Source organism: Pseudomonas sp. TZ252, from assembly GCF_056110345.1.
The window spans coordinates 2,992,410-3,018,504 of sequence record NZ_CM148566.1; the positions used below are offsets into that span (position 1 = coordinate 2,992,410).

The 26,095-nt window shown below is 67.6% G+C and carries 25 protein-coding genes; 15 read left to right on the forward strand and 10 right to left on the reverse strand.

The features are described 5' to 3' along the window. Positions 1–12 precede the first annotated feature (12 nt). The gene (locus ACYAF3_RS13740; RefSeq protein ID WP_003109736.1) at positions 13–744 is read left to right on the forward strand and encodes a substrate-binding periplasmic protein; all 732 of its coding nucleotides are present in this window, start codon (positions 13–15) and stop codon (positions 742–744) included. Here ACYAF3_RS13740 and yccS read toward each other — a convergent pair. Both yccS and dbpA read right to left on the reverse strand, forming a co-directional pair. Beyond that, positions 741–2,942, reverse strand: coding sequence for a YccS family putative transporter (yccS, locus tag ACYAF3_RS13745; RefSeq protein WP_019371386.1), 2,202 nt, complete (start codon positions 2,940–2,942; stop codon positions 741–743). The two genes, ACYAF3_RS13740 and yccS, sit on opposite strands and share 4 nt — an antisense overlap. A gap of 260 nt (positions 2,943–3,202) precedes the next feature. After that, on the reverse strand, positions 3,203–4,579 hold the full coding sequence (gene dbpA / locus ACYAF3_RS13750) for an ATP-dependent RNA helicase DbpA (protein ID WP_003084703.1): 1,377 nt from the start codon (positions 4,577–4,579) through the stop codon (positions 3,203–3,205). Between the two features lie 347 nt (positions 4,580–4,926). On the opposite strand from dbpA, the gene ACYAF3_RS13755 reads away from it, so the two are divergent. Both ACYAF3_RS13755 and rloA3 read left to right on the forward strand, forming a co-directional pair. Continuing rightward, complete coding sequence (locus ACYAF3_RS13755; RefSeq protein WP_003084710.1) at positions 4,927–5,136, forward strand: cold-shock protein; 210 nt, start codon at positions 4,927–4,929, stop codon at positions 5,134–5,136. Positions 5,137–5,286: 150 nt separating this feature from the next. After that, positions 5,287–5,811, forward strand: a complete 525-nt coding sequence (gene rloA3 / locus ACYAF3_RS13760; RefSeq protein ID WP_003099931.1) for a retropepsin-like aspartic peptidase RloA3 — start codon at positions 5,287–5,289, stop codon at positions 5,809–5,811. Here rloA3 and ACYAF3_RS13765 read toward each other — a convergent pair. Next, complete coding sequence (locus ACYAF3_RS13765; protein ID WP_003142684.1) at positions 5,805–6,179, reverse strand: YkvA family protein; 375 nt, start codon at positions 6,177–6,179, stop codon at positions 5,805–5,807. The two genes, rloA3 and ACYAF3_RS13765, sit on opposite strands and share 7 nt — an antisense overlap. 1 nt (position 6,180) lies before the next feature. Further along, positions 6,181–7,614 (reverse strand): multidrug transporter subunit MdtD, encoded by a 1,434-nt coding sequence (gene mdtD, locus ACYAF3_RS13770; protein ID WP_003084717.1) that lies wholly within the window; start codon positions 7,612–7,614, stop codon positions 6,181–6,183. A gap of 373 nt (positions 7,615–7,987) precedes the next feature. Here mdtD and clpG point away from each other — a divergent pair, with 373 nt between their 5' ends. Together clpG and ACYAF3_RS13780 are read left to right on the forward strand one after the other, a co-directional pair. Beyond that, positions 7,988–10,786: an AAA family protein disaggregase ClpG gene (clpG, locus tag ACYAF3_RS13775; protein ID WP_003117917.1), complete on the forward strand. Its 2,799-nt coding sequence runs from the start codon at positions 7,988–7,990 to the stop codon at positions 10,784–10,786. Positions 10,787–10,887: 101 nt separating this feature from the next. Continuing rightward, a complete protein-coding gene (locus ACYAF3_RS13780; RefSeq protein WP_003084725.1) occupies positions 10,888–11,466 on the forward strand; it encodes a DUF2780 domain-containing protein in 579 nt (192 codons plus the stop codon). 152 nt (positions 11,467–11,618) lie between these two features. On the opposite strand, the gene ACYAF3_RS13785 is transcribed toward ACYAF3_RS13780, so the two are convergent. Then, on the reverse strand, positions 11,619–12,506 hold the full coding sequence (locus tag ACYAF3_RS13785) for an acyltransferase (RefSeq protein ID WP_003113270.1): 888 nt from the start codon (positions 12,504–12,506) through the stop codon (positions 11,619–11,621). A 142-nt stretch (positions 12,507–12,648) separates the two neighbouring features. Between ACYAF3_RS13785 and rloA2 the strand changes: the two genes are divergently transcribed. From rloA2 to ACYAF3_RS13815, 6 genes are all read left to right on the forward strand, one after another. Continuing rightward, entirely contained in the window at positions 12,649–13,158 is a 510-nt protein-coding gene (gene rloA2, locus ACYAF3_RS13790; RefSeq protein WP_003084733.1) for a retropepsin-like aspartic peptidase RloA2, read from the forward strand. Between the two features lie 84 nt (positions 13,159–13,242). Then, on the forward strand, positions 13,243–13,932 hold the full coding sequence (gene creB, locus ACYAF3_RS13795) for a two-component system response regulator CreB (RefSeq protein WP_033944966.1): 690 nt from the start codon (positions 13,243–13,245) through the stop codon (positions 13,930–13,932). Further along, positions 13,932–15,356, forward strand: coding sequence for a two-component system sensor histidine kinase CreC (gene creC / locus ACYAF3_RS13800; protein WP_003113267.1), 1,425 nt, complete (start codon positions 13,932–13,934; stop codon positions 15,354–15,356). The genes creB and creC overlap by 1 nt, the downstream gene beginning before the upstream one ends. Positions 15,357–15,458: 102 nt before the next feature. Then, on the forward strand, positions 15,459–16,817 hold the full coding sequence (gene creD, locus ACYAF3_RS13805; protein ID WP_023109575.1) for a cell envelope integrity protein CreD: 1,359 nt from the start codon (positions 15,459–15,461) through the stop codon (positions 16,815–16,817). A 49-nt stretch (positions 16,818–16,866) separates the two neighbouring features. Then, entirely contained in the window at positions 16,867–17,169 is a 303-nt protein-coding gene (locus ACYAF3_RS13810) for a hypothetical protein (RefSeq protein WP_003084737.1), read from the forward strand. Beyond that, complete coding sequence (locus ACYAF3_RS13815; protein WP_003084739.1) at positions 17,166–17,351, forward strand: hypothetical protein; 186 nt, start codon at positions 17,166–17,168, stop codon at positions 17,349–17,351. The genes ACYAF3_RS13810 and ACYAF3_RS13815 overlap by 4 nt, the downstream gene beginning before the upstream one ends. Here the strand turns inward: ACYAF3_RS13815 and ACYAF3_RS13820 are convergent. After that, positions 17,314–17,934, reverse strand: coding sequence for a glutathione S-transferase (locus tag ACYAF3_RS13820; RefSeq protein ID WP_003113265.1), 621 nt, complete (start codon positions 17,932–17,934; stop codon positions 17,314–17,316). The genes ACYAF3_RS13815 and ACYAF3_RS13820 overlap by 38 nt on opposite strands. Before the next feature lie 18 nt (positions 17,935–17,952). After that, positions 17,953–18,903 carry a Vgb family protein gene (locus tag ACYAF3_RS13825; protein WP_023081624.1) on the reverse strand — a complete coding sequence of 317 codons (951 nt, stop codon included), beginning with the start codon at positions 18,901–18,903 and terminating at the stop codon, positions 17,953–17,955. Positions 18,904–18,988: 85 nt separating this feature from the next. On the opposite strand from ACYAF3_RS13825, the gene ACYAF3_RS13830 reads away from it, so the two are divergent. Continuing rightward, on the forward strand, positions 18,989–19,846 hold the full coding sequence (locus tag ACYAF3_RS13830; RefSeq protein WP_003099950.1) for a PP2C family serine/threonine-protein phosphatase: 858 nt from the start codon (positions 18,989–18,991) through the stop codon (positions 19,844–19,846). Between the two features lie 172 nt (positions 19,847–20,018). Here the strand turns inward: ACYAF3_RS13830 and fiuA are convergent, their stop codons facing one another. The 3 genes from fiuA to ACYAF3_RS13845 form a co-directional block, all read right to left on the reverse strand. Further along, entirely contained in the window at positions 20,019–22,412 is a 2,394-nt protein-coding gene (fiuA, locus tag ACYAF3_RS13835; RefSeq protein WP_033956674.1) for a TonB-dependent ferrichrome receptor FiuA, read from the reverse strand. Positions 22,413–22,515: 103 nt separating this feature from the next. Then, positions 22,516–23,487: a FecR domain-containing protein gene (locus ACYAF3_RS13840; protein WP_003105235.1), complete on the reverse strand. Its 972-nt coding sequence runs from the start codon at positions 23,485–23,487 to the stop codon at positions 22,516–22,518. Then, positions 23,484–24,002, reverse strand: a complete 519-nt coding sequence (locus ACYAF3_RS13845; RefSeq protein WP_058158179.1) for an RNA polymerase sigma factor — start codon at positions 24,000–24,002, stop codon at positions 23,484–23,486. Before ACYAF3_RS13845 ends, ACYAF3_RS13840 begins: the two co-directional genes overlap by 4 nt. 168 nt (positions 24,003–24,170) lie before the next feature. Between ACYAF3_RS13845 and ACYAF3_RS13850 the strand changes: the two genes are divergently transcribed. The 3 genes from ACYAF3_RS13850 (at position 24,171) to ACYAF3_RS13860 (ending at position 26,083) form a co-directional block, all read left to right on the forward strand. Then, on the forward strand, positions 24,171–24,920 hold the full coding sequence (locus ACYAF3_RS13850; protein WP_003121781.1) for a glutathione S-transferase family protein: 750 nt from the start codon (positions 24,171–24,173) through the stop codon (positions 24,918–24,920). Between the two features lie 139 nt (positions 24,921–25,059). Further along, a complete protein-coding gene (locus ACYAF3_RS13855) occupies positions 25,060–25,464 on the forward strand; it encodes a PaaI family thioesterase (protein ID WP_003118845.1) in 405 nt (134 codons plus the stop codon). 49 nt (positions 25,465–25,513) lie between these two features. Then, complete coding sequence (locus ACYAF3_RS13860; protein ID WP_003084771.1) at positions 25,514–26,083, forward strand: TetR/AcrR family transcriptional regulator; 570 nt, start codon at positions 25,514–25,516, stop codon at positions 26,081–26,083. Positions 26,084–26,095: the final 12 nt, after the last annotated feature.

The window sequence follows — 26,095 nt, forward strand, 5'->3', positions numbered from 1 at the left end:
GGACGCTCCTTCATGCTGCGATGCGCACTCCTGCTGCTGACATTGCTCCTCCCTTGCGCGCTGCCTGCCGCCAACCTGCGCCTGGTCGGCGACTCCTGGCCGCCTTTCGTCGATTCGCGCCTGCCTGGCAACGGCCTGGCGGTGGAACTGGTGACCACCGCGCTCAAGCGCGCCGGCTTCGACTCGAGTTTCCAGCAGGTACCCTGGTCGCGTGCCCTGTACGGCGTGCGCAGCGGCGACTACGACATCGCCCTGAGCGCCTGGTACGAGCCCGCCCGCAGCCTCTACGGGCAGTTTTCCCGCGCCTACCTGAGCAACCGCATCCGCCTGCTGCAACGCAAGGGGCGGGGTATCGAGTTTTCCCGCCTGAGCGACCTGCGTCCCTACCGCATCGCGGTCGTGCGCGACTATGCCTACGCGCCCGAATTCGACCGTGACAGCCGTTTGCAGAAGGTCAACGTGACCAGCTTCGCCAACGCCGCGCGGATGCTCGAGGCGGGGCGGGTCGACCTGGCGGTGGAGGACGAGCTGGCGCTGGGGGTCGCCTTCAAGGGCGAGCTGGCCGATTTGCGCGACAAGCTGGAGGTACTGCCCACCCCGCTTGGCGAGAACGGCCTGCACCTGCTGGTGAGCCTGAGGAATCCCCGGCATGACGAGATCGTCGACGGCTTCGACCTGGCCATCCGCGGCATGCGCGACGACGGCAGCTACCAGCGCCTGCTGGAGCGCTACGGCGCGCGCTAGGGCTGGCCTGGCAGCGGCTGCGCGCCGGCCAGTTCCTTCTTCAGCAAGTGCGCGGCCAGGGTGCGCAGCGGGGCGAGCTGGCGACAGATGTGCGCCAGTTGGGTCTGTACCAGGCGATGGCTGTCGTCCATGTCCTCGGGCATCTGCTCCAGTTCCTTGGCCAGCGCTTCCTCCTCTTCGCTGTAGATGGCGACCGGGCGTTTCTGTTCCAGGCTCGCGGCGATTTCCTCGAGGCTGGCGGAGAGCCGCTCGGCGGCGCGCTCCAGGAGGCCGTCGCTGGCGTCCTCGGGCAGGCTTTCGCGGTGCGCGCCGAGGCCGGATAGATAGCTGAGCAGGGTGTGCGAGAGGACCAGGAAGCGGAAGCCGATCTCGGCGTCCTTCCTGAAGTGGCCGGGTTCCAGGAGCATGTTCGACAGGGTGGTCGAGAGCGCCGCGTCGGCGTTGTGCGCGTTGCGCCGGGCGGTGCGGTAGTCGAGGTCGTCGCGCTTGCCGGTGGCGTACTGCTGCATGATCTGCCGCAGGTAGCGGCTGTTGCAGGCGAGGGTGTTGGCGAGCATGCGGTTGAGCCGGCGGCCCTGCCAGTCGGGTAGCACCAGGAACACCGCGAGGCCGGCGATCAGGCTGCCCAGCAAGGTATCGAACAGGCGGGGCAGGATCAGCCCGTAGCCATCGCCGACCTGGTTGAAGCAGAACAGCACCAGCAGGGTGATCGCCGCCGTCGCCAGGGTATAGCGACTGCTGCGGGTGGCGAAGAAGGCGACCCCGGCGGCGACCGCGAACAGCGACTGCACCAGCGGGCTGGGGAACAGGTCGATCAGCGCCCAGCCGACCACCAGGCCGACCACCGTACCGAGGATCCGCTGCACCAGGCGCAGGCGGGTCGCGCCATAGTTGGGCTGGCAGACGAACACCGTGGTGAGCAGTATCCAGTAGCCCTGGGTCGGATGGATCCAGTGCAGCACGCCGTAGCCGGCGGTCAGCGCCAGGGACATGCGCAGGCCGTGGCGGAACAGCAGCGAGGTCGGGGTGAGCTGCTGGCGCAGGCGCTCGAAGGCATCCTTCAGGCTGCGCGGCGAGCGGTCGAGCAGGGCGCTGTCCTGTTCGTCGGCGATGGCGTCCGGGTTGCTCGCCCCGGCCAGCTTGCGGTCCAGCGTGGTGAGGTTGGCGGCCAGGGCGCCGAGCGAGCGCAGCAGGCCCTTCCAGGCCGGGTTGCTCTGCTGGCGCAGGTGTTCGAGCGAGGCCTGGAGGTCCTCCAGGGCCAGCTCGCGGTCGGCGTAGTCGAACGGCTGGCGCAGGCGGATAGCCCGCGCCAGGGCCTGGCAGGCCTTGCCCTGCTGGTTGAGCAGGCGCTGGCAGCGGAACAGCACGTCGCTGTGGAAGAACGCCTCGGCCAGCCGGTTGTACGGGTAGTGCGAGGAACTGGCGCGCTCGTGGACGTCCTGGGCGATGAAATAGAGCTTCAGGTAGCGGCTCACCTTGGGGCCCGGCCGACCATGGCCGAGACGGTTGAGAATGGTCTCCTTGGCCTGGTTCAGCGCCACCACCACCTTGCCGTTCTGCCGTGCCAGGGCGAGGCGCTGGCCCTCCACGTCGAGCTGGCGCAACGGTTCGAACAGGCTCGACTTGATCCTCAGGTATTCGCCCAGCTCGAAATACAGGCGGGAAAGACTCTGCTGCACCGGCTGGTTGGAGAACAGCGCGTTCCACAGTACCGAGAGCAGCCCGTACCAGGCCGCCCCGGCCACCAGCAGCAGCGGTTCGTGCCAGACATCGGCGACCTCGCCGCCGCGCTGGTCCACGCCGATCATGGTGTAGATCGAGAGGATCAGGGTCGCCGAGGCGATCGCCGCATAGCGCTCGCCGAGGGCGCCGAGGAGGATCATGCCGAACGCCGACAGCGCCATCCCGGAAACGAACAGCCAGGGATAGGGGAACAGCAACTCGACGGCGAAGGCGGCGACGCTGAAGCACAGCAGGGTCACCAGCAGCGCTTGCAGGCGGCCGAGCCAGTTGTCGTCGGTCTCCGCCAGGGCGCTGGCGATGATCCCGAGGAACAGCGGGATCAGCAGCTCGATGCGGTCCTGCCACCAGCACAGCAGCAGGGCGCCGGCCAGGGCGATGAACACCCGCAGGCTGTAGGCGAACTTGTCGAGGGCCCAGAGGCGGCGGAGCGTGTGTGTCAACGAAGAGGGCGGCATGGGGCGGAGTGCTATCCGATGGTCCGTGGTTCAGCCTATGTGGCCTGTCCGGCTAATTCAATCGGCCGATTTCGCGCGACTGGAAGTCCGCTGCCCGCCGCAGTCGCAGGAAACGCTGCCGTGGGCAACTCGGTCGAGCCGGGCATCTGGCGGATGCAGGCTTCGTGCCTGCGAACGCTAAGACGTCGTCGCCGCGCCGGACGTTACCCGGCGGCGATATCGCGCGCCGGAGCGGGCCCGGCGAGCGAAGCGGCGGCGCGCTACAGCAGGCGGACCTTGAACGAGCGCCCCTTGATCTTGCCTTCGCTCAGGCGCTTGAGGGCCTGGTGGGCGAGGCCGCGCTCGATGGCGACGAAGGCCTGGAAGTCGAAGATGGCGATCTTGCCCACCGCGCTGCCGGGCAGCCCGGCGTCGCCGGTGAGGGCACCGAGCAGGTCGCCGGGGCGCACCTTGTCCTTGCGTCCGCCGGCGATGCACAGGGTGCTCATCGGCGGCAGCAATGGCTCCGGGCTGGCCTTCAACTGGCCGAGGGCGTACCAGGCCAGCGGCTGCTTCTGCAGGTCCTCGATGGCCTGCGCGCGGCTGGCCTCGGCCGGCGCCACCAGCGACAGGGCCAGGCCTTTCTCGCCGGCGCGACCGCTGCGTCCGATGCGATGGATGTGGACCTCCGGGTCACGCGCCAGCTCGACGTTGATCACCGTTTCCAGGGCGGCGATGTCCAGCCCGCGGGCGGCCACGTCGGTGGCCACCAGTACGTTGCAACTGCGGTTGGCGAACACCGTCAGGACCTGGTCGCGCTCGCGCTGCTCCAGGTCGCCGTGCAGGGCCAGGGCGGAAATCCGCTGCGCCTTCAGTGCGTCGGCCAGCTCCTGGCACTGCTGGCGGGTCTGGCAGAAGGCCACGCAGGACTGTGGCCGGAAATGCTGGAGCAGGCGTACCACGGCGTCCATGCGCTGTTTCGGATCGATCTCGAAGAAGCGCTGCTCGATCTGGCTGTCGGCGTGCAGCGACTCGACCTTCACCTGTCGCGGATCGCGCATGAAGGTCTTCGCCAGCTTCTCGATGCCGTCCGGGTAGGTGGCGGAGAACAGCAGGGTCTGCCGGCGCTCGGGGAGCTGGCCGATGATCTCGGCGATGCTGTCGTAGAAGCCCATGTCGAGCATCCGGTCGGCTTCGTCGAGGACTAGGGTATTGAGCCCGTCGAGGACCAGGGTGCCTTTGCGCAGGTGCTCCTGGATGCGCCCCGGGGTGCCGACCACCACGTGCGCGCCGTGCTCCAGCGAAGCCACCTGCGGGCCGTAGGGGACGCCGCCGCAGAGGGTCAGGACCTTGATGTTGTCGGCGGCGCGGGCCAGCCGGCGGATCTCCTTGGCGACCTGGTCGGCCAGTTCGCGGGTCGGGCACAGCACCAGCGCCTGGCAGCCGAAGTAGCGCGGGTTCAGCGGGCTGAGCAGGGCGAGGCCGAAGGCCGCGGTCTTGCCGCTGCCGGTCTTGGCCTGGGCGATCAGGTCGTGGCCCTGGAGGATCAGCGGCAGGCTCTGCGCCTGGATCGGCGTCATCTCCCGGTAACCGAGGGAGTCGAGATTGGCCAGGAGGTCCGCGGAAAGCGGCAGCGAGGAGAAAGCGGTGGAGGTCACGGGGCAGGGCTCGGCAGGCGATACGAGCGGCTAGTCTAGCAGCCTGCGGCGGCTTGCCGCGTGCGATCGCCGCCGGAGCAGCAGCGACAGGCAATGTATCTTTGGCCAGTACCGTTCGTCCGAAAAACGAAAAAAGCGCGTTTCTGTATTTTTATACAGGTTCGCTTTCCTCAGTTTTTTGTCGTAGAGTGCTGACACTGTGTTTGCATGGGTCGCCGTCGATCGTGACCTGATGCGGTCGGAAATTCCAGCCCGTCCTGCTCGACTCCTTGTAACTCCTTGCAACTCAGTTACCGGCTACGATTTCGTGGCTAAATCAATACCCATAGTTCCAAGGAGAACTTGCAATGTCCCGTCAGAACGGCACCGTTAAGTGGTTCAACGAAACCAAAGGCTACGGCTTCATTACCCCGGAAAGCGGCCCGGACGTTTTCGTTCACTTCCGTGCCATCGAAGGTAACGGCTTCAAGACCCTGGCCGAAGGCCAGAAGGTCAGCTTCGAAGTCGTACAAGGCCAGAAAGGCATGCAGGCCGAGCGCGTTCAGGTGATCAACTAAGATCCCTGGGCCCCAGCCCGAAGAACCCGGATGGAAGCATCCGGGTTTTTTATTGCCCGGAGAAAACCGTCACACTGTCTTCGCCTGCCGTTCACCCTGTCTTGACGAGTTCCCGCCCAGAGTGGCCCGGTCCCGTTCGGAGTCGTTTCGATGAAGCCTGTGCAATCCCGTCGTCTGGCCTTCGCCGCGCTGTTGTCGCTGTCGTTCTCTTCCGCGTCCTGCCATGCCGCCACCGAGCACTGGGGCTGGATCGAGCAGTCCTGGCTGATGCCCGAGCGCATGCAGGCCAAGGCCAAGCTGGATACCGGCGCGCTGACCTCGTCGCTGGACGCGAGGAATATCCATCGCTACAGGAAGGACGGCGAGCGCTGGGTGCGCTTCGATGTCGTGCTGCCCACCGCCGACAGCAAGGCGCCGGTCAGCGTGACCTTCGAGCGCAAGGTGCTGCGGCTGATCAAGGTACGCGGCGCCGGCGGCAGCGACAGCCGTCCGGTGGTGGCGATGGACATCTGCCTGGGCGCCAAGCTGCTGCGCGAGCAGTTCTCCCTGCGCGACCGCGGCAACATGAACTATCCGGTGCTGCTCGGCCGCCGCACGCTCGAACACCTCGGCGCGGTCGACGTGTCCCGAACCTTCACCCGCAAACCTACCTGCAGCGCGCTCGCCGCTCAGTAGAAGAACCAGCGCAGCAGTCCAGCGCCCAGCGCCACCCAGAACAGCACGATCAGCGCAGCCATCCACAGGTTGCGCGGGTGCGTCTCGACCTCGCGAGCCCGCGCGCGGCACTCGGCGAGCAGCGTGGGTGGGGTGAGGCGGATCGCCAGCCAGATCCCCAGCGGCACCAGCAACAGGTCGTCGAGGTAGCCGAGCAGCGGTATGAAGTCCGGGATCAGGTCGATCGGACTCAGCGCATAGGCCACCACCAGCAGAGCCACCAGTCGGGCCAGCCAGGGCATGTGCGGATGGCGGCTGCACAGCCAGAGGACGATGACCTCGGTCTTCAGCTCGCGAGCCCAGCGCTTGAGCGTAGCGATCCAGGCCATCCTAGAGGTCCGGGTCCTTTTCCGGATCGACCCGGCGCGGGCTGGTGCGACCGTCCTCGCTGCCGAGCTGGAAGAAGATCGCCGCGGCCAGCATCGACATCAGGCCGACGCTGACATAGGTGGCGTGGAAGGCGCCGAGTACGGTGTCCTGCCCCGTATCCAGGTCGGTCTGGAAACCGCCCAGCAACGCCGCCGCGCAAGCCACGCCGAGGCTGATCGACAACTGCACGACCACCGACATCAGGCTGTTGCCGCTGCTGGCGTTGCTGTCCTGCAGGTCGATCAGGGTGAGGGTGTTCATCGCCGTGAATTGCAGGGAGTTCACCGCGCCGAGCAGGCTCAGGTGCAGCAGCAGCCAGACGTAGGGGGTGTCTTGGTCGACCAGGCCGAAGCCGGCGATCAGGCAGCCGAGGATCAGGGTGTTGCCGACCAGCAGCTTGCGATAGCCGAAGAAGTCCAGCAGTGGCTTGGCCATCGGCTTGGCGACCATCGCGAACAGCGCCAGCGGGATCATGGTCATGCCCGCGGTGGAGGGCGGGTAGCCCAGTCCCACCTGCAGCAACAGCGGGGTGAGGAAGGGCAGGGCGCCGCTGCCCAGGCGGGCGAACAGGTTGCCGAGGATGCCGACGGCGAAGGTCCGCGCCTTGAACAGGCTCGGCGGGAACAGCGGCTTGTCGATGCGTAGCGCGCGCAGCCAGTAGGCGGTGAGCAGGACCAGTCCGCCGATCAGCAGCAGGACCACGCGCAGGTGCGACAGGTGCAGCTCGCCGAGCCCTTCCAGGGCGATGGAGATCAGCACCATGGAGCCGCCGAAGAGCAGGAAGCCGATGCTGTCGAAACGGCTCGGCACCGGGCTGCGCAGGTCCGGCATCAGCTTCATCGCCACCAGGCAGCCGAGCAGGCCGACCGGCAGGTTGATCAGGAAGATCCAGTGCCAGGAGGCGTACTCCACCAGCCAGCCGCCCAGCGTCGGTCCCGCCAGCGGGCCGAGCAGGCCGGGAATGGTGACGAAGCTGAGCACCCGCACCAGGTCCTGGCGCGGGTAGACGCGCAGGATCACCAGCCGTCCCACCGGCATCATCAGCGCGCCGCCGACGCCCTGTACGATGCGCGCGCCGACCAGCAGTTCGAGGCTCGGCGACAGCGCGCAAAGCAACGAGCCGAGGCTGAACAGCAGTACCGCGCCGAGGAATACCCGGCGTGTGCCGAAACGGTCGGCGATCCACCCCGAGGCCGGTATCAGCAGGGCCACCGTGAGCAGGTAGGCGATCACCACCGCCTGCATGCGCAGCGGGTTTTCGTTCAGCGAACTGGCCATGCTCGGTAGTGCGGTGTTGAGGATGGTGCCGTCGAGGGCTTGCATGAAGAAGGCGACGGCGACCAGCCAGGGCAGTTGGCGGGCGATGCGGGGGGTGAGCTGGAACGGCTCGCTCATGGATGGGCTCCCTCGGGCGGACAGGGCCCAAGCATAGAGAAGTTCTCGCCGCGATGGGACGGCCGACGACCGGATCGGGGCGAACAGCGGGCATTGCGGCGGAAGTCGCGGCCAGAGAGGTCGCCTTTCATTGTCCTGGGTCAAGCCGAAGCGCTGGCGCTCGCCGGCTGCTGTGCTAGTACTCAAGAGTCACCCCGTCAGTGGCTGCGGATGCGACGCCGGCGCTTCGTCATCGCACGGACATGTCCCGCGTTGCATGCTCGACGGCGCGTGCTTCACCGCCTTGTCGCGATGTTCTCCACGCAGCGCTCGGCGACCCCGGTCGCCGCTGCCGTCGCCGAAGCCCACCTTCCGTGGAAACAGGAGTCCTCCCATGGCCCAGGAACTTTGCGCTATCTGCCACGAACGTCCCGCCGTCGCCCGCGTCAGCCTGGTACAGAACGGCCAGCGCCGCGAACTCGCCCTCTGCGAACTGCATTACCGCCAGTTGATGCGCCAGCAGCGCATGCGCTCGCCGCTGGAGTCGCTGTTCGGCGGCGGCAGCCCGTTCGACGAGATCTTCTCCGGCTTCGGCGAGCAGAGCCCGGTCACCCCGGTGCGCGCCCGCGAGCCGGAGGCGGTGGACATCGCCGAATACTTCAGCAAGCAGACCACCGAGTACCTGCAACGCGCCGCGCAGGTCGCCGCCGAATTCGGCAAGCGCGAAGTGGACACCGAGCACCTGCTCTACGCCCTGGCCGACGCCGACGTGGTGCAGGCGGTGCTCAAGCAGTTCGGCCTGTCGCCGGCCGACCTCAAGCAGTACATCGAGGCCAACGCCGTGCGCGGCGCCAGCAAGGGCGAGGCGAGCGAGGACATGACCATCTCGCCGCGGGTGAAGAGCGCCTTGCAGCATGCCTTCGCCCTGTCCCGCGAACTCGGCCACAGCTATGTCGGCCCCGAGCACCTGTTGCTCGGCCTGGCGGCGGTGCCGGACAGCTTCGCCGGGACGCTCCTGAAGAAGTACGGCCTGACCGAGCAGGCGCTACGGCAGAAAGCGGTCAAGGTGGTCGGCAAGGGCGCCGAGGACGGCCGCGTGGACGGCCCGAGCAACACTCCGCAACTGGACAAGTTCAGCCGCGACCTGACCCGGCTGGCCCGCGAAGGCAAGCTCGATCCGGTGATCGGCCGCTCGAAGGAAGTCGAGACCACCATCGAGGTTCTCGCCCGGCGCAAGAAGAACAACCCGGTGCTGATCGGCGAGCCCGGCGTCGGCAAGACCGCCATCGTCGAAGGCCTGGCCCAGCGCATGGTCCAGGGCGAGGTGCCGGAGGTGCTGCGCGACAAGCGCCTGGTCGAACTGAACATCAACGCCATGGTCGCCGGCGCCAAGTACCGCGGCGAGTTCGAGGAACGCCTCAAGCAGGTGATGGACGAACTGCAGGCGGCGCAGAGCGAGATCATCCTGTTCATCGACGAGGTGCACACCATCGTCGGTGCCGGCCAGGGCGGCGGCGAAGGCGGGCTGGACGTGGCCAACGTGCTGAAGCCGGCGATGGCGCGTGGCGAGATGAACCTGATCGGCGCCACCACCCTCAACGAGTACCAGAAGTACATCGAGAAGGACGCCGCGCTGGAGCGGCGCTTCCAGCCGGTGTTCGTCCCCGAGCCGACGGTGGAGCAGACCATCTCCATCCTCCGTGGCCTGCGCGACAAGCTCGAAGGCCACCACAAGGTGACCATCCGCGACGAGGCCTTCGTCGCCGCCGCCGAGCTGTCCGATCGCTACATCGGCAACCGTTTCCTGCCGGACAAGGCCATCGACCTGATCGACCAGGCCGCCGCCCGCGTGCGCATCGCCAGCACCTCGCGGCCGGCCGAGATCCAGGAACTGGAGGCCGAGCTGGCGCAGCTCAAGCGCGAGCAGGACTACGCCGCCAGCCGCAAGTGGTACGACGAGGCGAAGGTCTTCGAGAAACGCATCCAGGAACGCAAGGAACACCTCGAGCAGATCACCGAGCGCTGGCAGCAGACCCAGGGGTCGAAGACCGAGGAGGTGCGGGTCGAGGACATCGCCGAGATCATCTCCAGGCTCACCGGCATCCCGGTCACCGAACTGACCGCCGAGGAGCGCGAGAAGCTCCTGCAGATGGAAGAGCGCCTGCACCAGCGGGTGATCGGCCAGCAGGAAGCGATCACCGCGGTCAGCGACGCCGTGCGCCTGGCCCGCGCCGGGCTGCGCCAGGGCAGCCGGCCGATCGCCACCTTCCTGTTCCTTGGCCCGACCGGGGTGGGCAAGACCGAGCTGGCCAAGGCCCTGGCCGAGGTGGTGTTCGGCGACGAAGACGCGATGATCCGCATCGACATGAGCGAATACATGGAGCGCCACGCGGTGTCCCGGCTGATCGGTGCGCCGCCGGGCTACGTCGGCTACGACGAGGGCGGCCAGCTCACCGAGCGGGTGCGCCGGCGGCCTTACAGCGTGATCCTGCTCGACGAGATCGAGAAGGCCCACGCCGACGTCAACAACATCCTCCTGCAGGTGTTCGACGACGGCCGCCTGACCGACGGCAAGGGGCGCGTGGTGGACTTCACCAATACCATCATCATCGCCACCAGCAACCTAGGCTCCGAGCTGATCATGAAGAACGCCCAGGCCGGCGAGTTCGCCCAGCCGCCGGAGAAGCTCAAGCGCGAACTGATGACTACCTTGCGCGGACATTTCCGCCCGGAATTCCTCAACCGCCTCGACGAGGTGATCGTCTTCGAGTCGCTGAGCAAGGCGCAGATCGAGGACATCGTGCGCCTGCAACTGGAGCGGGTGAAGCGCGCCGCGCACGCTCAGGACATCTACCTGCACATCGACGACAGCCTGGTCGGCCACCTCGCCGAAGAGGCCTACCAGCCGGAGTTCGGCGCCCGCGAGCTGAAGCGGCAGATCCGCCAGCAACTGGAGACGCGCCTGGCCACGGCGATGCTCAAGGGCGAGGTGAAAGAGGGCGAGACGGTCACCTTCTTCTACGACGCCAAGGACGGCGTCGGCTACCGCAAGGGCGCCGCGCCGAAGCCGGCGGCACGCAAGAAATCCGGCGCCGGCGAGACGCCCAAGGGCCGCGCGACGGCGGCGAGGAAGCCGGCGGCGAAGAAAGGCGCCGCCGCCAAGGGCAAGGCCGACAAGCCGAAGGCCAAGTGACCCGACCAAGGTTGGGGAACAAGGCACCGGCCGGTCGGTCGAAATCTCACCCCGGCCTGCGAATGCGGCCGGGGCGTTCGATATCTCATGAGGAATTGCCGATGCGCGTCACCACCCACGCTACCCTGGCCGCGGCCCTGCTGCTCAGCGCCGCCTCCGCGTTCGCCTTCAATCTCGGGGATGCCGCCAAGGCGGTCGCCGGGGCATCCCAGGGCGACTCCGCCCAGGTAGCCACCACCCCGCAGACCAGCGGTCTGCTCGGCGCACTCACCGGCCAGCTCGGGGTCAGCCAGGAGCAGGCGGTCGGCGGTACCGGCGCCCTGCTCGGCCTGGCCAAGAACCAGTTGGCCGGCAACGATTATTCACAACTGGTTAAGACCATCCCCGGCCTCGACAAGCTGGCCGGCAACAACGCCCTGGCCGGTCTCGGCGGGCTCGGCAACGTGCTCGGCAAGAGCGGCGGCGACAGCAAGGGCCTCGGTTCGCTGCTCGGCAATGCGGACAGCATGGGCGACGTGAACAAGGCCTTCGGCACCCTGGGCATGGATAGCGGGATGACCGAGAAGTTCGCCCAGGTGCTGGTCGACTACTTCGGCAAGCAGGGCGCCAACAGCGAGCTGCTGGGCAGCCTGAGCAATCTCTGGGGAGTGAGCAAGGCGGGCGGCTCGTCGCTGCTCTGATCTGCCGCCAGCGGATCGGCGGATAACCGCGCTGCGGTTATTCGCCCTACGAAGTGGGTGCGGCGCCCGGATATTCGTTGCCTGCACCGGTAGGGCGAATAACGCCCCCGGCGTTATCCGCCCTACGAGATGGGTGTGTTTCGGCCGGTACTTCAGCGCAGTTGCCGCAAGCGGGCGATGCGTTCGTCCTTTTCTTCCCACATGCGCGAGACCCATTCCTGCACGTACTGGCGGAACACCGGGTCGTTCTCGTAGTCGCCCTGCCACAGGGCGGGATCGATCGGGCGGGTCTGGATGTCGACGATCACCTTCGGCACCCGTCCGCAGAGCAGGTCCCAGAATCCCGGCACCTTGTCGCTCGGGTAGACCACGGTGACGTCGAGCAGGGCGTCCAGTTGCTCGCCCAGCGCGGCGAGGACGAAGGCCACCCCGCCGGCCTTGGGCTTGAGCAGGTGGCGATAGGGCGACTGTTGCCGGGCCTTCTTCTGCTCACTGAAACGCGTGCCTTCCAGGTAGTTCACCACGGTCACCGGGATGCGCTTGAACTTCTCGCAGGCGGCCTTGGTGATCTCCAGGTCCTTGCCCTTGAGTTCCGGGTGCTTCTCCAGGAAGGCCTTGGAATAGCGCTTCATGAACGGATACTCCAGCGCCCACCAGGCCAGGCCGAGGAAGGGCACCCAGATCAGCTCCTTCTTGAGGAAGAACTTGAAGTACGGGGTGCGCCGGTTGAACACCTGGATCAAGGCGGGGATGTCGACCCAGGACTGGTGGTTGCTCACCACCAGGTACGAGGTGTCCTGGCGCAGGTCGCTGGCGCCGCGCACGTCCCAGACCGTCGGCGTGCAGGTGGCGAAGATCCACTTGTCGATCTCCGCCCAGGTCTCGGCGATCCACATCACGCCCCTGGAGCAGAGGTCCTTCAGGCGCTGGCCGGGGAGCACCAGCTTGAGCAGTGCGATCAGCATCATCGGGCCGATCAGGATCAGCGTGTTGAGAAGCAGCAGAAGGCTGCTGGTCAGGCCGGTCAACAGTTCCCGCATGGTTGGTTTCCCTGTCCTGGGTGTGGGTCGACGCGGCCCATCATACGCATCCGCGCCGCGCCGCCCAAGCCGCCGGCGTGGCGAACGAAACCGCGCCGTGCTAGTCCTATGTGGACCTCGTATCACTTCAGGAGATGCCCGCGTGAAGCGTGCCCTTGCCTTGCTCTCGCTGTTCGCCCTGCCGGTCCTCGCCGCCGAACCCAACCTCTACGGCCGCTACGAATGGGTCTCCCTGCCGGAGCTGGACCGCACCCTGCAGGCGAAGATGGACACCGGCGCCTACACCTCCTCGCTGTCGGCCAAGGACATCGAGTTGTTCCAGCGCGACGGCGAGGAGTGGGTGCGCTTCCGGCTGGCCACCAAGGAGGCCGATGGCTCGGTGTTCGAGCACAAGCTGGCGCGCATCGGCAAGATCAAGAACCGCGCCGACAACCGCAACGGCGAGGACGAGGATGAGGACCGCCTGAGCGAACGCCCGGTGATCGACCTGCAGGTCTGCCTGGGCGGAGCGATGAAGACCATCGAGGTCAACCTCACCGACCGCAGCGCCTTCAACTATCCGTTCCTGATGGGCACCAAGGGCTTGCGCAAATTCCACGTCGCGGTCGATCCCTCCGAGCGCTTCGTCGCCGACAAGCCCACCTGCAAGTAAGCGTCCTACGCCACCGGCGGCGCGATTGACGCGCGCGCCGGCTTGCGGCACCGTTCCGGCATTCCCGTCAGCCGCCGTCACACCATGCCGCATATCCTGATCGTCGAAGATGAAGCCGCGATTGCCGACACCCTGCTATACGCCCTGCAGGCCGAAGGCTTCACCACCACCTGGGTGACCCTCGCCGGCGAGGCGCTGGCGTTGCAGGAGCGCCAGCCGGCGGATCTGCTGATCCTCGACGTCGGTCTGCCGGACATCAGCGGTTTCGAGGCCTGCAAGCGCCTGCGGCGGTTCTCCGAGGTGCCGGTGATCTTCCTCACCGCGCGCGATGCCGAGATCGACCGCGTGGTCGGCCTGGAGATCGGCGCCGACGACTACGTGGTCAAGCCGTTCAGCCCGCGCGAGGTGGCGGCTCGGGTCAAGGCCATCCTCAAGCGCATGGCGCCGCGCCCGGCGGCGCTGGAAGGGGCCGCGCCGAGCGGGCCGTTCCAGGTCGACGAGGAGCGCGTGCGGATCCACTACCGCGACACCCCGCTCAACCTCACCCGCCACGAGTTCCGCCTGTTGCAGACGCTGCTCGGGCAGCCCGAGCGGGTATTCAGCCGCGAGCAGTTGCTCGACGCCCTCGGCGTCGCCAGCGAGGCCGGCTACGAGCGCAACATCGACAGCCACATCAAGAGCCTGCGCGCCAAGCTGCGCCAGGTGAACGAACGCGGCGAAGCGATCCAGACCCATCGCGGCCTGGGCTACAGCTACAGCCCGGACCACGCCTGATGCCGCTCGGCGTTCGGATCTTCCTGGTCTACTTCCTGTTCGTCGGTCTCACCGGCTACTTCGTGCTGAGCACGGTGATGGACGAAGTGCGCCCCGGCGTGCGCCAGTCCACCGAGGAAACCCTGGTGGACACCGCCAACCTGCTCGCCGAGATCCTCCGCCAGGACGTGAAGAACGGCACCCTGGCACAGAGCGACCTGCCGGAGATGCTCGAGGACTACGGCAAGCGGGTGCCGCAGGCGGATATCTGGGGCTTGCGCAAGGAGGCGGTGAACCACCGCATCTACGTCACCGACGCCAGCGGCAAGGTGCTGCTGGACTCCGCCGGGGTGGCCGTCGGCCAGGACTATTCGCGCTGGAACGACGTCTACCTGACTCTCCGGGGCCAGTACGGCGCGCGCTCCAGCCGCGAAGACCCGGACGACCCGGATTCCTCGGTGATGTACGTGGCGGCGCCGATCAAGGATGGCGGGAAGATCATCGGGGTGGTTTCGGTGGCCAAGCCGAACAGCAGCCTGCAACCCTACATCGACCGCTCGCAGCGGCGCCTGGCCTGGCTCGGTGCCGGGCTGATCGCCCTCGGGCTGCTGGTCGGCGGCCTGCTCTCCTGGTGGCTCAGCGGCGCGCTGCGGCGCCTCACCCAGTACGCCCAGGCGGTCAGCGAGGGGCGCCGCGCCGAGCTGCCGCGCTATCGCGGCGGCGAGATGGCGCAACTGGCCGACGCGGTGGAACGCATGCGCACGCAACTGGAAGGCAAGGACTACGTCGAGCGCTACGTGCATACCCTGACCCACGAACTGAAGAGCCCATTGGCGGCGATCCGTGGCGCCGCCGAGTTGCTCGACGGCGAGATGCCGGCCGAACAGCGGGCGCGCTTCGTCGGCAACATCGCCGGCGAGAGCGAGCGCCTGCAACAACTGATCGAGCGCCTGCTGAGCCTGGCCCAGGTGGAGCAGCGGCAAGGTCTGGAGGAGGTCGGCAAGGTCGACCTGCGGGAGATCGCCGCGTCCCTGCTGGAAGGCCAGGCGGCGCGTATCCAGCGCCAGCGATTGCGGGTGGAGAACCGCCTGGAAGGTCCCTGCGAGGTTCGCGGCGAGCAGTTCCTGCTGCGCCAGGCGCTGGCCAACCTGCTCGACAACGCCCTCGACTTCACCCCGCCCGGCGGCATCCTTCGCCTGCTCGCCGAGGCCGACGGCGAGGGTATCGCCTTGCGCCTGTTCAACCAGGGGCCGGCGATTCCCGACTACGCCCTGGCGCGCCTCACCGAACGCTTCTACTCGCTGCCGCGCCCGGCCAGCGGGCGCAAGAGCACCGGGCTGGGACTGAACTTCGTCGCCGAGGTGGCGCAACTGCATGGCGGCCGGTTGCAGGTCGGCAACCGCGACGACGGCGTCGAGGCGCTGCTCTGGCTGCCGCGCGGCTGAGGCGTCTCCACGGAAACTCCATCGACTCTCCACACGGCGACCCGAAGCCCGCCATCGCGGCGCCGCAGACTTTCCGCCATCACCCCGACGGAGAGTCCCCCCATGAACCGCACGCTGGCCTACAAGCTCGGCGCCATCGCCCTACTCATCCTGCTATTGCTGATTCCCCTGTTGATGATCGACGGCCTGATCCGCGATCGCCAGGAGGTTCGTGACGGCGTGCTGCAGGATATCGCCCGCAGCTCCAGCTACAGCCAGCGCCTCACCGGCCCGCTGCTGGTGGTGCCGTACCGCAGGACGGTGCGCGAGTGGGTCACCGAGGAGAAGACCGAGAAGCGCGTGTTGCAGGAGCGCGAGCAGCGTGGCGAGCTGTACTTCCTGCCCGACCGCTTCGCCCTCGACGGGCAGATGCGCACCGAGCTGCGCTACCGTGGCATCTACCAGGCGCGCCTGTACCACGTCGACAACAAGGTCGCCGGCTACTTCCAGGTGCCTGCGCACTATGGCATCGAAGAAGACCTGGAGGACTACCAGTTCGAAACGCCGTTCCTGGCGATGGGCATCAGCGACATCCGCGGCATCGAGAATGCCCTGCGCCTGTCCCTCAACGGTGCCAGCGTCGACTTCGAGCCGGGTAGCCGGGTCGGCCTGCTCGGCAGCGGTGTGCACGCACCGCTGCAAGGCGTCGACGGGCGCCAGGCGCAGCGCCTGGAGTACGCCTTCGACCTGTCGTTGCTCGGCAGCGAGCGGCTGGACATCGTGCCGGTGGGCCGCGACAGCCAGGTCATCCTGAAGGCCGACTGGCCGCACCCGAGCTTCGGCGGCGAGTTCCTGCCCAGCGAGCGGGAGATCACCGCCCAGGGCTTCACCGCGCGCTGGCAGACCAGCTTCTTCGCCACCAACATGGAAGAGGCGCTGCGCAGTTGCGTGGAGGAGCAGCGTTGCGACGGTTTCCAGGCGCGCGCCTTCGGCGTCGGCCTGGTCGATCCGGTGGACCAGTACCTGAAGGCCGACCGCGCGATCAAGTACGCGCTGCTGTTCATCACCCTGACCTTCGCCGGCTTCTTCCTCTTCGAGGTGCTCAAACGCCTGGCGGTACACCCGGTCCAGTACGCGCTGGTCGGCCTGGCGCTGGCGTTCTTCTACCTGCTGCTGCTGTCGCTGGCCGAGCACGTCGGCTTCGAGCTGGCCTACCTGGTCTCCGCCGGAGCCTGTGTCGGCCTGATCGGCTTCTACCTGTGCTTCGTCCTGCGCAGCGTGGCCCGAGGGCTGGGCTTCAGCGTCGGCCTGGCAGGGCTGTACGGCCTGCTCTACGGCTTGCTGAGCGCGGAGGACTACGCCTTGCTGATGGGCTCGCTGCTGCTGTTCGCGGTACTTGCCGCGGTGATGGTGCTGACCCGCCGCCTGGACTGGTACGGGGTCGGCCGCAAGGACCTCCCGGCCGTACCCGCCAAGGCCTGACGACGAGGGCGGCGGCGCCGGCCGCCGCCGATTTCCAAGGAGGAAAAGCATGCGCCTGTTCTTCGAGTTCACCCTCTGTGCCGCCCTCGGCCTGCTGGTCAGCGGCGTGATCCTGATCTTCCTGCTGTTCTTCGGCAAGTTCGGCCTAATCGAGTACTGGATCGCCAGCGGCAAGCCCCTGGCCCACGCCATGCTGGTGCTGATGCCGGACGGATTCTGGGAAGGCCTCAGCGGCATCGAGGGCGCCGCCGGCAATCCGCACGTGCGCTCCTTCCTGGAGCTTTGCATGGGGCTCGGACAGAGCGCGCTGTTGCTGGGCCTGCTGCTGTTCCGCCTGGTGTGCTGGAAATGAATGGCTATGTCGGCCTGCGCGACGACCGTCGCGACGGCGAGCGCCTGGCGGCGCGGATCGGCCTGCTGTTCCCCGGCCCCTCGGCGGCCTGGCTGCAACGCGCCGAACGCCTGCGGCGGCAGCAGGCGTCGGCGGGCCTCGGGGTCAGGCGCGGGTGGCCTGCATCGACGGGCGCTGGCTGACTTCGGCGAACCAGGCGGCGAGTCGTGGGTAGCGGCCGCGCCAGTCCCACTCCGGCTGGCGCAGGTCGAGATAGCCCAGGGCGCAGGCGACGCCGATGGCGGCGATGTCGAAGCGCGCCTGCAGTTCGGCGATGCAGTCGCCCTCCAGCCACGCCAGGGACCGCCCGATCTTTTCCCGCTGTGCTTCGAGCCAGGTGTCCCAGCGCTTCTCCTCGGGGCGGACGAAGGTTTCGTAGCGGGACAGCACCGCGGCGTCGAGGACGGCGTCCGCCAGCGAGGCGATGGTCAGGCGTCGCCAGCGGGCGCTGCCTTCGCGGGGGATCAGCGGTTCGCCGACGTGCTGCTGGTCGAAGTAGTCGCAGATCACCCGGCTGTCGTGCAGCACCTGGCCGTCCGGCAGGCGCAGGGCGGGAATCTTGCCGGCCGGGTTGCTGGCGTTGAGCTGCCGGATGGGCGCGACCGGCGTCGGCGTGACTTCCTCGAGCGCCACGCGCTCGCGTTGGCCGGTTTCGTGGAGCAGGACCAGGACCTTGCGCACGAAGGGCGAGGCGGCGGCGTAGAACAGCGTATGGGTAGCGCTCATGCGGGCTCCTTGGAAGGATCAGTCGCGGACGACGCGCAGACGATCGGCGGCAGGCTCGGCGCTCCAGGTTTCTCCGGGGCGACCGCCGAGCAGGGCGTTGCCGGGCGCCGGCCGGTCGCTGGGCAGGACGCGGAATGTCGCCTGCTCACTGTCGAAACGCAAGAGCGCCCCGCTGGCGGCGTCGTGCAGCCAGACACGGTCCATGGCGTCGACCCGCAGGCTGTCCGGGCGGGCCTGGCTGTCCGGCAGCGGCCAGCTCTGCCACGAGGCATCGCTGGGATCGTAGCGGTACAGCCGGGCGCCACCGCTGTCGCTGGCCCAGAGCCTGCCGATGGAGTCGGCGCCGATCCCGCGCAAGGCCTTCGTGCCTTCAGGCGCGGGCAACCGCTCGGTGCTGCCGTCGAGCGGATCGACATGCACCAGCGCGTCGTCCTGCGCGTACCAGACCTCGCCGTCCGGGGTGACGCAGATGCCGTTCGCCGCCTTGCCCTGGGGCGAGGGCCAGACCTCCACCAGGCGCCTGGCTGGGTCGAGGCGACCGTGGAAGCCGCGGCTGCCGGTGAACCAGAGGCGCCCGTCGTCGTCGAATACCGCGGACTCGAGCCCGGCCGGCGCGGCCTTGGCCGGTAGCGGGAAACGTTCGCTGCCCAGGCGCTCGCCGCCGATGCGAAGGATGGCGTTGAGGCCGCTGTCGAGCACCCAGGCGTTGCCGCTCTCGTCGCTGACGATGGCTCGCGGCCGCGCGCCTTCGCCGAGCGGCACCTGCACGCTCTCGCCACTGGTCGGGTCGAGGCGCCCCAGCGAATGCCCGCCGTCCGCGCCGTACCAGACCGCACCCTGTGCACTGGGCGCGACCGCGTAGGGCGCGGAGCCCTTGTCCAGCGGGTAGTACTGTTCGCCGGCCAGGGCGGCGCCGGTCGACGACAGGGCCAGGAACAGGCCCAGCAGCGGGTAGGGCAGGTGACGCATACGGTTCTCCCGGAACGACGAGCGGAACGTGGAAAGGCTCTGTCTTGCTATTCTGGCAGCGCATTGAGCATAGGAGGAACTGCGAATGGCCACAGTGGAAATACTCGGGGCGGAATGCCGCGCGGGGGGCGCGGTGAACGACGATGCGCTGGGCTGCACGGCGCAGGCCGCCTGGGTGATCGACGGTGCCACCAGCATCGGTCGCAGCGTGCTGGGCGTGGAAAGCGACGCGCGCTGGCTGGCCCAGGCGGTGGACCGGCACCTGCGGTTGCTGCTGGAAGTCGAGCCCGAGCAATCCAGCGAGACCCTGCTGCGGCGCCTGCTCAACGATATCCAGGGCGACTTCCGCGCCCAGAGCGGCCGCGACTGGCACGACCTCGAAGACATGCCGGCGGCCTGCCTGAGCCTGCTGCGGATTCGCGGCGGAGAAATCGAACTGCTCAACATCGGCGACAGCCGGATCCTCGTCGAAGGCGCCGACGGCCAGGTACGCAGCTTCGGCGATTCGGCCCTACACGAACTGGATCGGCAATCCCTGGCGCATTTCTGCCGGATGCGCGAGGAACATCCGCAGTGGGATCACGCCGAACTGTTCAAGGCCAGCCGCCCGCGCGTGCGGCAGAACCGCCTGCTGATGAACAAGCCCGAGGGCTACTGGGCGCTGGACATCAGCGACCGCTGGCTCGGCCAGGTGCAGCGCGAGACCTTGCCGCTCGCCGCGTTGCGTTCCTTCGTGCTGATGACCGACGGCTTCGACCGGCTGGTCGAGCCTTTCCGCCGCTATACCGACGAACAGTTGCTGCGGCGCCTCGAGGACGTCGGAGTGAGCGCCATGCTCGACGAGTTGCGCGAGATCGAACAGGGCGACGACCAGGCCCTGGCTTTCCCGCGTTTCAAGATCCACGACGACGCCAGCGCGCTGTGGGGTCGGATCGCGGGGTGAACGATGATCTCCGGCGCCCGGAATGCAGGTCCTCCCCATTGCGCCGGCTGCCGATATCCCGGCCCTCTCCCTCAGGCGGGAGGAGGGCATCCGGTGCCCGGAAGGTACGTTCTGCGGTAGGGCGAATAACCGCGAAGCGGTTATCCGCCGTTACGCACCTGTGACGCGTCGTTCACCACTTGTAGCTGACGCTGCCCACCACGCTGCGCTGGTCGCCGTAGTAGCAGTAGTAGCCGTCGCAGGACGCCAGGTAGTCCTTGTTGAACAGATTGTTGGCATTGACCGCCACGCTGACGCCTTTCAGGCTGCCGTTAAATTGGCCCAGGTCGTAGCGCACGGCGGCATCGTACAGGGTGTACGAGCCGGCGTAGCCGTCGTAGGTGTTGGCCTGGTCGCCGTAGGTCGAGCCTACGTAGCGGGCGCCGGCACCCACGCTGAAACCGTTCAGCGTACCCTCGTGCCAGGTGTAGTCGGCCCATAGCGAGGCCTGGTTGCGCGGCGCCTGTTGCAGGCGGTTGCCTGCGTACTGGCCTTTTTTCACTTCGGTGTCGGCGTAGCTATAGGCGCCGATCATCTTCAGGTTGTCGGTGACGTTGCTGGTGGCTTCCAGTTCTATCCCGGAGACCTTCACTTCGCCCGTCTGCGAAGTGACCGGCGTGCCGCCTATGTTCTGCGACACGCTGACGTTCTCCTGGCGCAGGTCATAGACCGCGGCGGTGAACAGCGAGTCGGAGCCTACCGGCTGGTACTTCACGCCGATTTCCCATTGCTTGCCTTCGGTCGGCTTCAGCGAACTGGTGCTGTTCATATCGGCGCCAGTGGTGGGCTGGAACGACTCCGCATAGGAGATATAGGGCGCCACGCCATTGTCGAAGATGTAGCTGAGCGCCGCGTTGCCGCTGAACTTCTTGTCGCGGCTGGTATTGGTGGCGTCGCCCTTGTTGTAGAAGGTGGCGCCTGTGTGCACCCAGTCCTCGCGACCGCCGAGGGTCAGGCGCCAGTTGTCGAGGGCGATCTGGTCCTGGACGTAGAGGCCGGTCTGGTAGGTCTTCTGCTTGTAGTCGTAGAAGGCCGTCGAACGATCCGGTTTGACGATCGGCTGGCCGTAGATCGGGTTGATGACGTTGCTCGGCGGCGCGCTGCCAAAGATCGATGTGTATTGGTTGTCGGTGCGGTTGTGATCCAGGCCTAGCAGCAGGGTGTGGCGCAGGGCGCCTGTTTCGAAGTCGGCCTGGAAGTTGTTATCTACTACGAACTGACTGACGTCTTCATCCACCGAGGTGGTGCTGCGTTCCAGTGTGCCGTCGGCATGAGCTGTGCCCGCTGTAATCCCCTGGAACGACAGGTCGTTGCGCAGGTAGCGCAGGTTCTGGCGGAACTGCCAGACATCGTTGATCCGCCGCTCGAAGGCGTAGCCCAGCCAGTAGTAGGTGCGGTCGTAGTATTCCCAGTCCGGATCGCCGAGGTTCTTGTGATGGGAAACCTTGCCGAACGGCGCGTCGTACTTGGTTCCGCGCAGCGGCAGGAACTGGCTGGTGATGCCGGTATCGTCGCGGTTGAACTGGCCGAGGAAGGTCAGCCTGGTGTTGTCGTCGATGTTCCAGGTCAGGTTCGGGGCGATGTTGTAGCGCTTGTCGTCGATATGGTCGACCTGGGTGTTGCTGTCGCGCACCACGCCGGAGACGCGGTAGAGAAAGCGTCCCTCGTCGTCGAGCGGGCCGGTGCTGTCGAAGCTGACCTGCTTGTGGTTGTAGTTGCCGACCTCGGCCTTCACCTCGTGACTGGCGACGTTCTGCGGACGCAGGCTGACCATGTCGAGCATGCCGCCCGGCGGGGTCTGGCCGTAGACCGAGGAGGCCGGGCCGCGCAACAGGGCGACACGCTCCAGGTTCCAGGTTTCCAGCTTCGGGTTGTTGTAGACGCCGACCGCCATCGGCAGGCCGTCGAGGAACTGGGTCGGCTTGAAGCCGCGCACCTTCAACCAGTCGGAGCGGGTGTCGCTGCCGAAGCTGCTGGCGACGACGCCGGGCATGTAGCGCACCGCGTCGTCGAGGTTGTGCACGGCGCGGTCGGTCATCTGCTGGCGGGTCGCCACCGAGATCGAGCGCGGGGTCTCGAGGATCGGCGTATCGGTCTTGGTGCCGGTCATGCTGCGCTTGGCCACGTAGCCGCTGGTCGGCCCCAGTGGGTCTTCCTCGGCGCCGCTGACCGTCATCGCCTGCAGCGACAGGGTGTCTTCCGGCACCTTGCGCAGGCTGTAGGTGCCGCCGGCATTTTCCACCAGTTCCAGGCCGCTGCCCTTGAGCGCTTCGCGCAATGCGCCGGGCGCGTCGAAGCGACCTTGCACGGCGTGGGCGCTGCGTCCTTCGGCGAGCGCCGGGTCCAGGGTGAGGACCAGGCCGGCCTGGGCCGCGATGCGGTTCAGGGTGCCTGCCAGCGGCCCGGCGGCGATGCGGTAGTCGCGCACGCTGGCCTGTTCGGCCGGGGCGGCGTGGAGGAAGGGTGCGGGAACGGCGAGGGCGATGGCTAGGGCGAGCAGGCCGGGACGGAACGTCGGGCGGGGCATGTGCGGGGCTCCTGGATGGAAACGAGTCTCAATGCCTCCTTGCCGGACGAATCGGAAAAAGTGATAGGGACGGCGGGAAAAATTTTTCGCCGGCCCGTTCGGTTCAGCGTGGCACCACTTCGAACCACCAGGCGTTGTGCCTTACGCTGCGCACCGGCAGGCTCGGCTCCAAAGCCTGAAGGGCGAGGCGGGTGTCCTTCAGCGGGAAACTGCCGGTGACGCGCAGGTCGGCGATGCTCGGGTCGACCCGCAGCAGCGCCGGCGAATAGCGCCCCAGTTCCGCCACCAGGTCGGCCAGCCGGGCGTTCTCTACCACCAGCATGCCTTGTGCCCAGGCGCCGGCCAGGGCCGGGGCCGCTTCGCTGGCCTGCAGGCCTTGCGGCAGGATCAGCACCTGCTGGCCTTCCTTGATCACACGCTCTTCGCTGAGCGTTTCCGCGCGCGCGGCCACCGCCGACTGCAACACGGTGAGGCGCGTGCCGGGTTCCTCGCGGCGCACCAGGAAGCGCGTGCCGAGGGCGCGCATGTCGCCATCGGCGCTGCTGACCACGAAGGGGCGCGGGTCGCCATGGGCGGTTTCCACCAGGATCTCGCCGGCCAGTAGCACGACCTGGCGGCGTTCGCCGTCGAAGCGGACGTCGATGGCGCTGCGGCTGTTCAGGCGCACATGGGTGGCATCCGGGAGGGTCAGCTCGCGCTGCTCGCCGGTGGCGCTGTAGGCATCGGCCAGCAGGTAGCGGACCGGGACGTAGCGGTTGGCCACGCCGAGCCCGACGCCCAGCGCCAGCACTAGCCCCAGGGCGCTGCCGCCGAGCCGGCGCAGGCGGCGCTTGAAGCGTGCGTTGCCGGACAGCAGGGCGTTGCGTGCCGGCCCGTTGGCGGCTCTCGCCAGGTGCCGGTCGAGGCCGCCGAGCTGTTCCCAGGCGCGTTCGTGTTCGGGATGCGCCGCGTACCAGCGGTGGAAGGCGCGGTGATCGTCGGGATGGGCTTCGCCGGAGTCGAGCAGCAATTGCCAGGCGATGGCTTCGTCGAGCACCCGCGCGCGTACCGGCGAATGACGATCGTCGGCGCTCACCGGGGCTCTCCGTAGAGGGCGATGTAGCACTGGCGCAGACCCTGGGCCAGGTATTGGCGCACGCGCGGCACCGAGACTCCGAGACGCTCGGCGATCTCCGCGTGGGGCATGCCGTCCAGGCGGCTATAGAGAAACGCGCTACGCGCCTTCAGCGACAGCGTGCCAAGCAGGCGATCGATCTCGCGGAGGTCCTCGAGAATCAGGTACTGCTCTTCGGCCGAAGGCTGCTCCGCTTCCGGAATCAGCGCCAGTTCGGCGAGATAGGCCTGCTCAAGGGCGGCGCGGCGGAAGTGGTCGATCATCAGACCGCGCGCCACCTTCGCCAGGAACGCGCGCGGTTCGCGCAGGCCGGGCAGCTCCGGGCGGCCGAGGAGGCGAACGAAGGTGTCCTGGCTGAGGTCTTCGGCGCGCTGGCGGCAGCCGAGGTTGCGGTTCAGCCAGGCAAGCAGCCAGCCGCGGTGGTCCCGGTACAGGCTACCCACGAATTCGCTGTTGCTGACGTCACCCGCCGACACGACCGCTCCCCATCCCGAAACGGGATTGAATGGAAAAACGAGAATTATTCGCAAATGATCGCAAAGTGCGACTATCCCTGCAATTGGCGTCCGTCGGGAAGCCACTTGAGTCGTCCCGCTGGTTTGCCGGAGGATCGGTGTTCCCATAACAAGAACAGGAGTCTCGCCGTGGCCGAACCTTTGCTGATCATCGGTTCCTATCTGTCCCCCTATGTGCGCAAGGTGCTGGTGCTGCTGGAACTGAAAGGCATCGCCTACCGCATCGACCCCATCGTGCCGTTCTTCGGCGACGAGGCCTTCGAGCGCCTCAGTCCGTTGCGCCAGATTCCGGTGCTGGTGGACGGTGACTTCGTCCTCAACGATTCCAGCGTGATCTGCCAGTACCTGGAGGAGCGCTACCCGCAGCCGAGCCTGTATCCCGCCGACATCGGCCAGCGCGCCCAGGCCCGCTGGCTGGAGGAGTACGCCGATTCGCGGCTGGGCCAGGTGATCATCTGGCAGTTGTTCCACCAGTTGGTGATCAACCGCGGCATCTGGCAGCGCGAACCCGACCAGGCGATCCTGCAACGCACCTACGACGAAGACCTGCCGTCGATCTGCAATTACCTGGAAGGGCGGATCCCGCCGAGCGGCTGGCTGTGCGGCGAGCTGTCCATCGCCGATGTCGCCGTCGCCTGCCTGTTCCGCAATGCCCAGTTGGCGCGCTACCAGGTCGACGGCGAGCGCTGGCCGCGCCTGGCGCGCCTGTTGGCTGACGCTTTCGCCCTGCCGGCCTTCCAGCATCTGGCGCGTTTCGAGAAGGCCACCGCGCAGACCCCGGTCGCCGAACAGCGCCAGGCGCTGCGCGAGGCCGGCGCGCCGCTCAGCGCGACCAGCCACGCCCGCGAGCGGCCGGTGCGCGGTCCGATGAGCCGCTGAGAGGGAGTGCGGGCGGCGCCCAGGGCGCCGTCCTGATGAAGCGCCATTCAGCGCCTCGATAAGACCTTCGCGGCGCTGGTGGATTCAGCGTCCGGGCATATTTTATATAGACCAGTCTATATAAAACGGAGGCCGCACCGTGATGAACGTCCCCGAAGGGTTCCAGCCGCTGTTCCGCAGCAGTCCGTTGCTCGACCTGCTCGGTCCTTTCTTCTGCCGGCAGGACGCCCAGCGCCAGTTGGTGGTGGCGCTGCGCATCGACGAAAAGCACTGCAACCACGGTGGCACCGCCCACGGCGGCCTGCTCTCGACCCTGGCCGACGTTGGCCTCGGCTACGCCATGGCGTTCTCCCGCGAACCGCCGCAGCCGATGGTCACCGTCGGCCTGCGCCTGGACTTCTGCGGGGTCGCGCGGGTCGGCGACTGGCTGGAGGTGCATACCCGGGTCGACAAGCTCGGCCAGCGCATGGCCTTCGCCTCGGCCCGGCTGCACAGCGGCGAGCGCCTGGTGGCCAGCGCCAGCGGCGTGTTTCATCTGCCCTGAGGCTCGGGCATGCTTGCCCGGTCGTCTGCCGTGAGTTGGGGAGTCAGGTTTGCCGAAGAAGTCCAATGCCGCCGAACGGATCGTCCATGCCACCGCCTCGCTGCTGGCCAGCCGCGGGTATTTCGGCACCGGGCTGAGCGACATCATCGCTCGCGCCGAGGCGCCGAAAGGCTCGCTCTATCACTATTTCCCCGAGGGCAAGCCGCAGATCGCCAGCGCCGCGATCGGCTTCGTCGCCGACGAGGTGGCGTCCTTCCTCGACCGCGCCGGGACCCAGGCCCCCCATGCGCGCAACGTCCTCCGCCAGTTCACCGCGACCCTGCGTGGCTGGCTGGAGCATTCGCGTTTCGAAGAGGCCTGCCCGGTGCTTTCCACCAGCCTGAGCATCGACGCCGAGCTGGCCCCGGTGCACGCTGAATGCCGCCGGGCGCTCCGCGCCTGGCACGCCAGCATCGAGCGTGCGTTGCGCGCCGACGGACTGGCGGAAAAGCTCGCCGCCTCGCGTGCCTGGCTGATCCTCGCGGCGCTGGAGGGGGCGGTCGCGGTGGCCCGCGTCGAGCGGTCGTTCCAGGCGCTGGATGCGATCGAGGAAGAATTGCAGGCGCTACTGCCGGCCTAGGCGGGTGTCGCG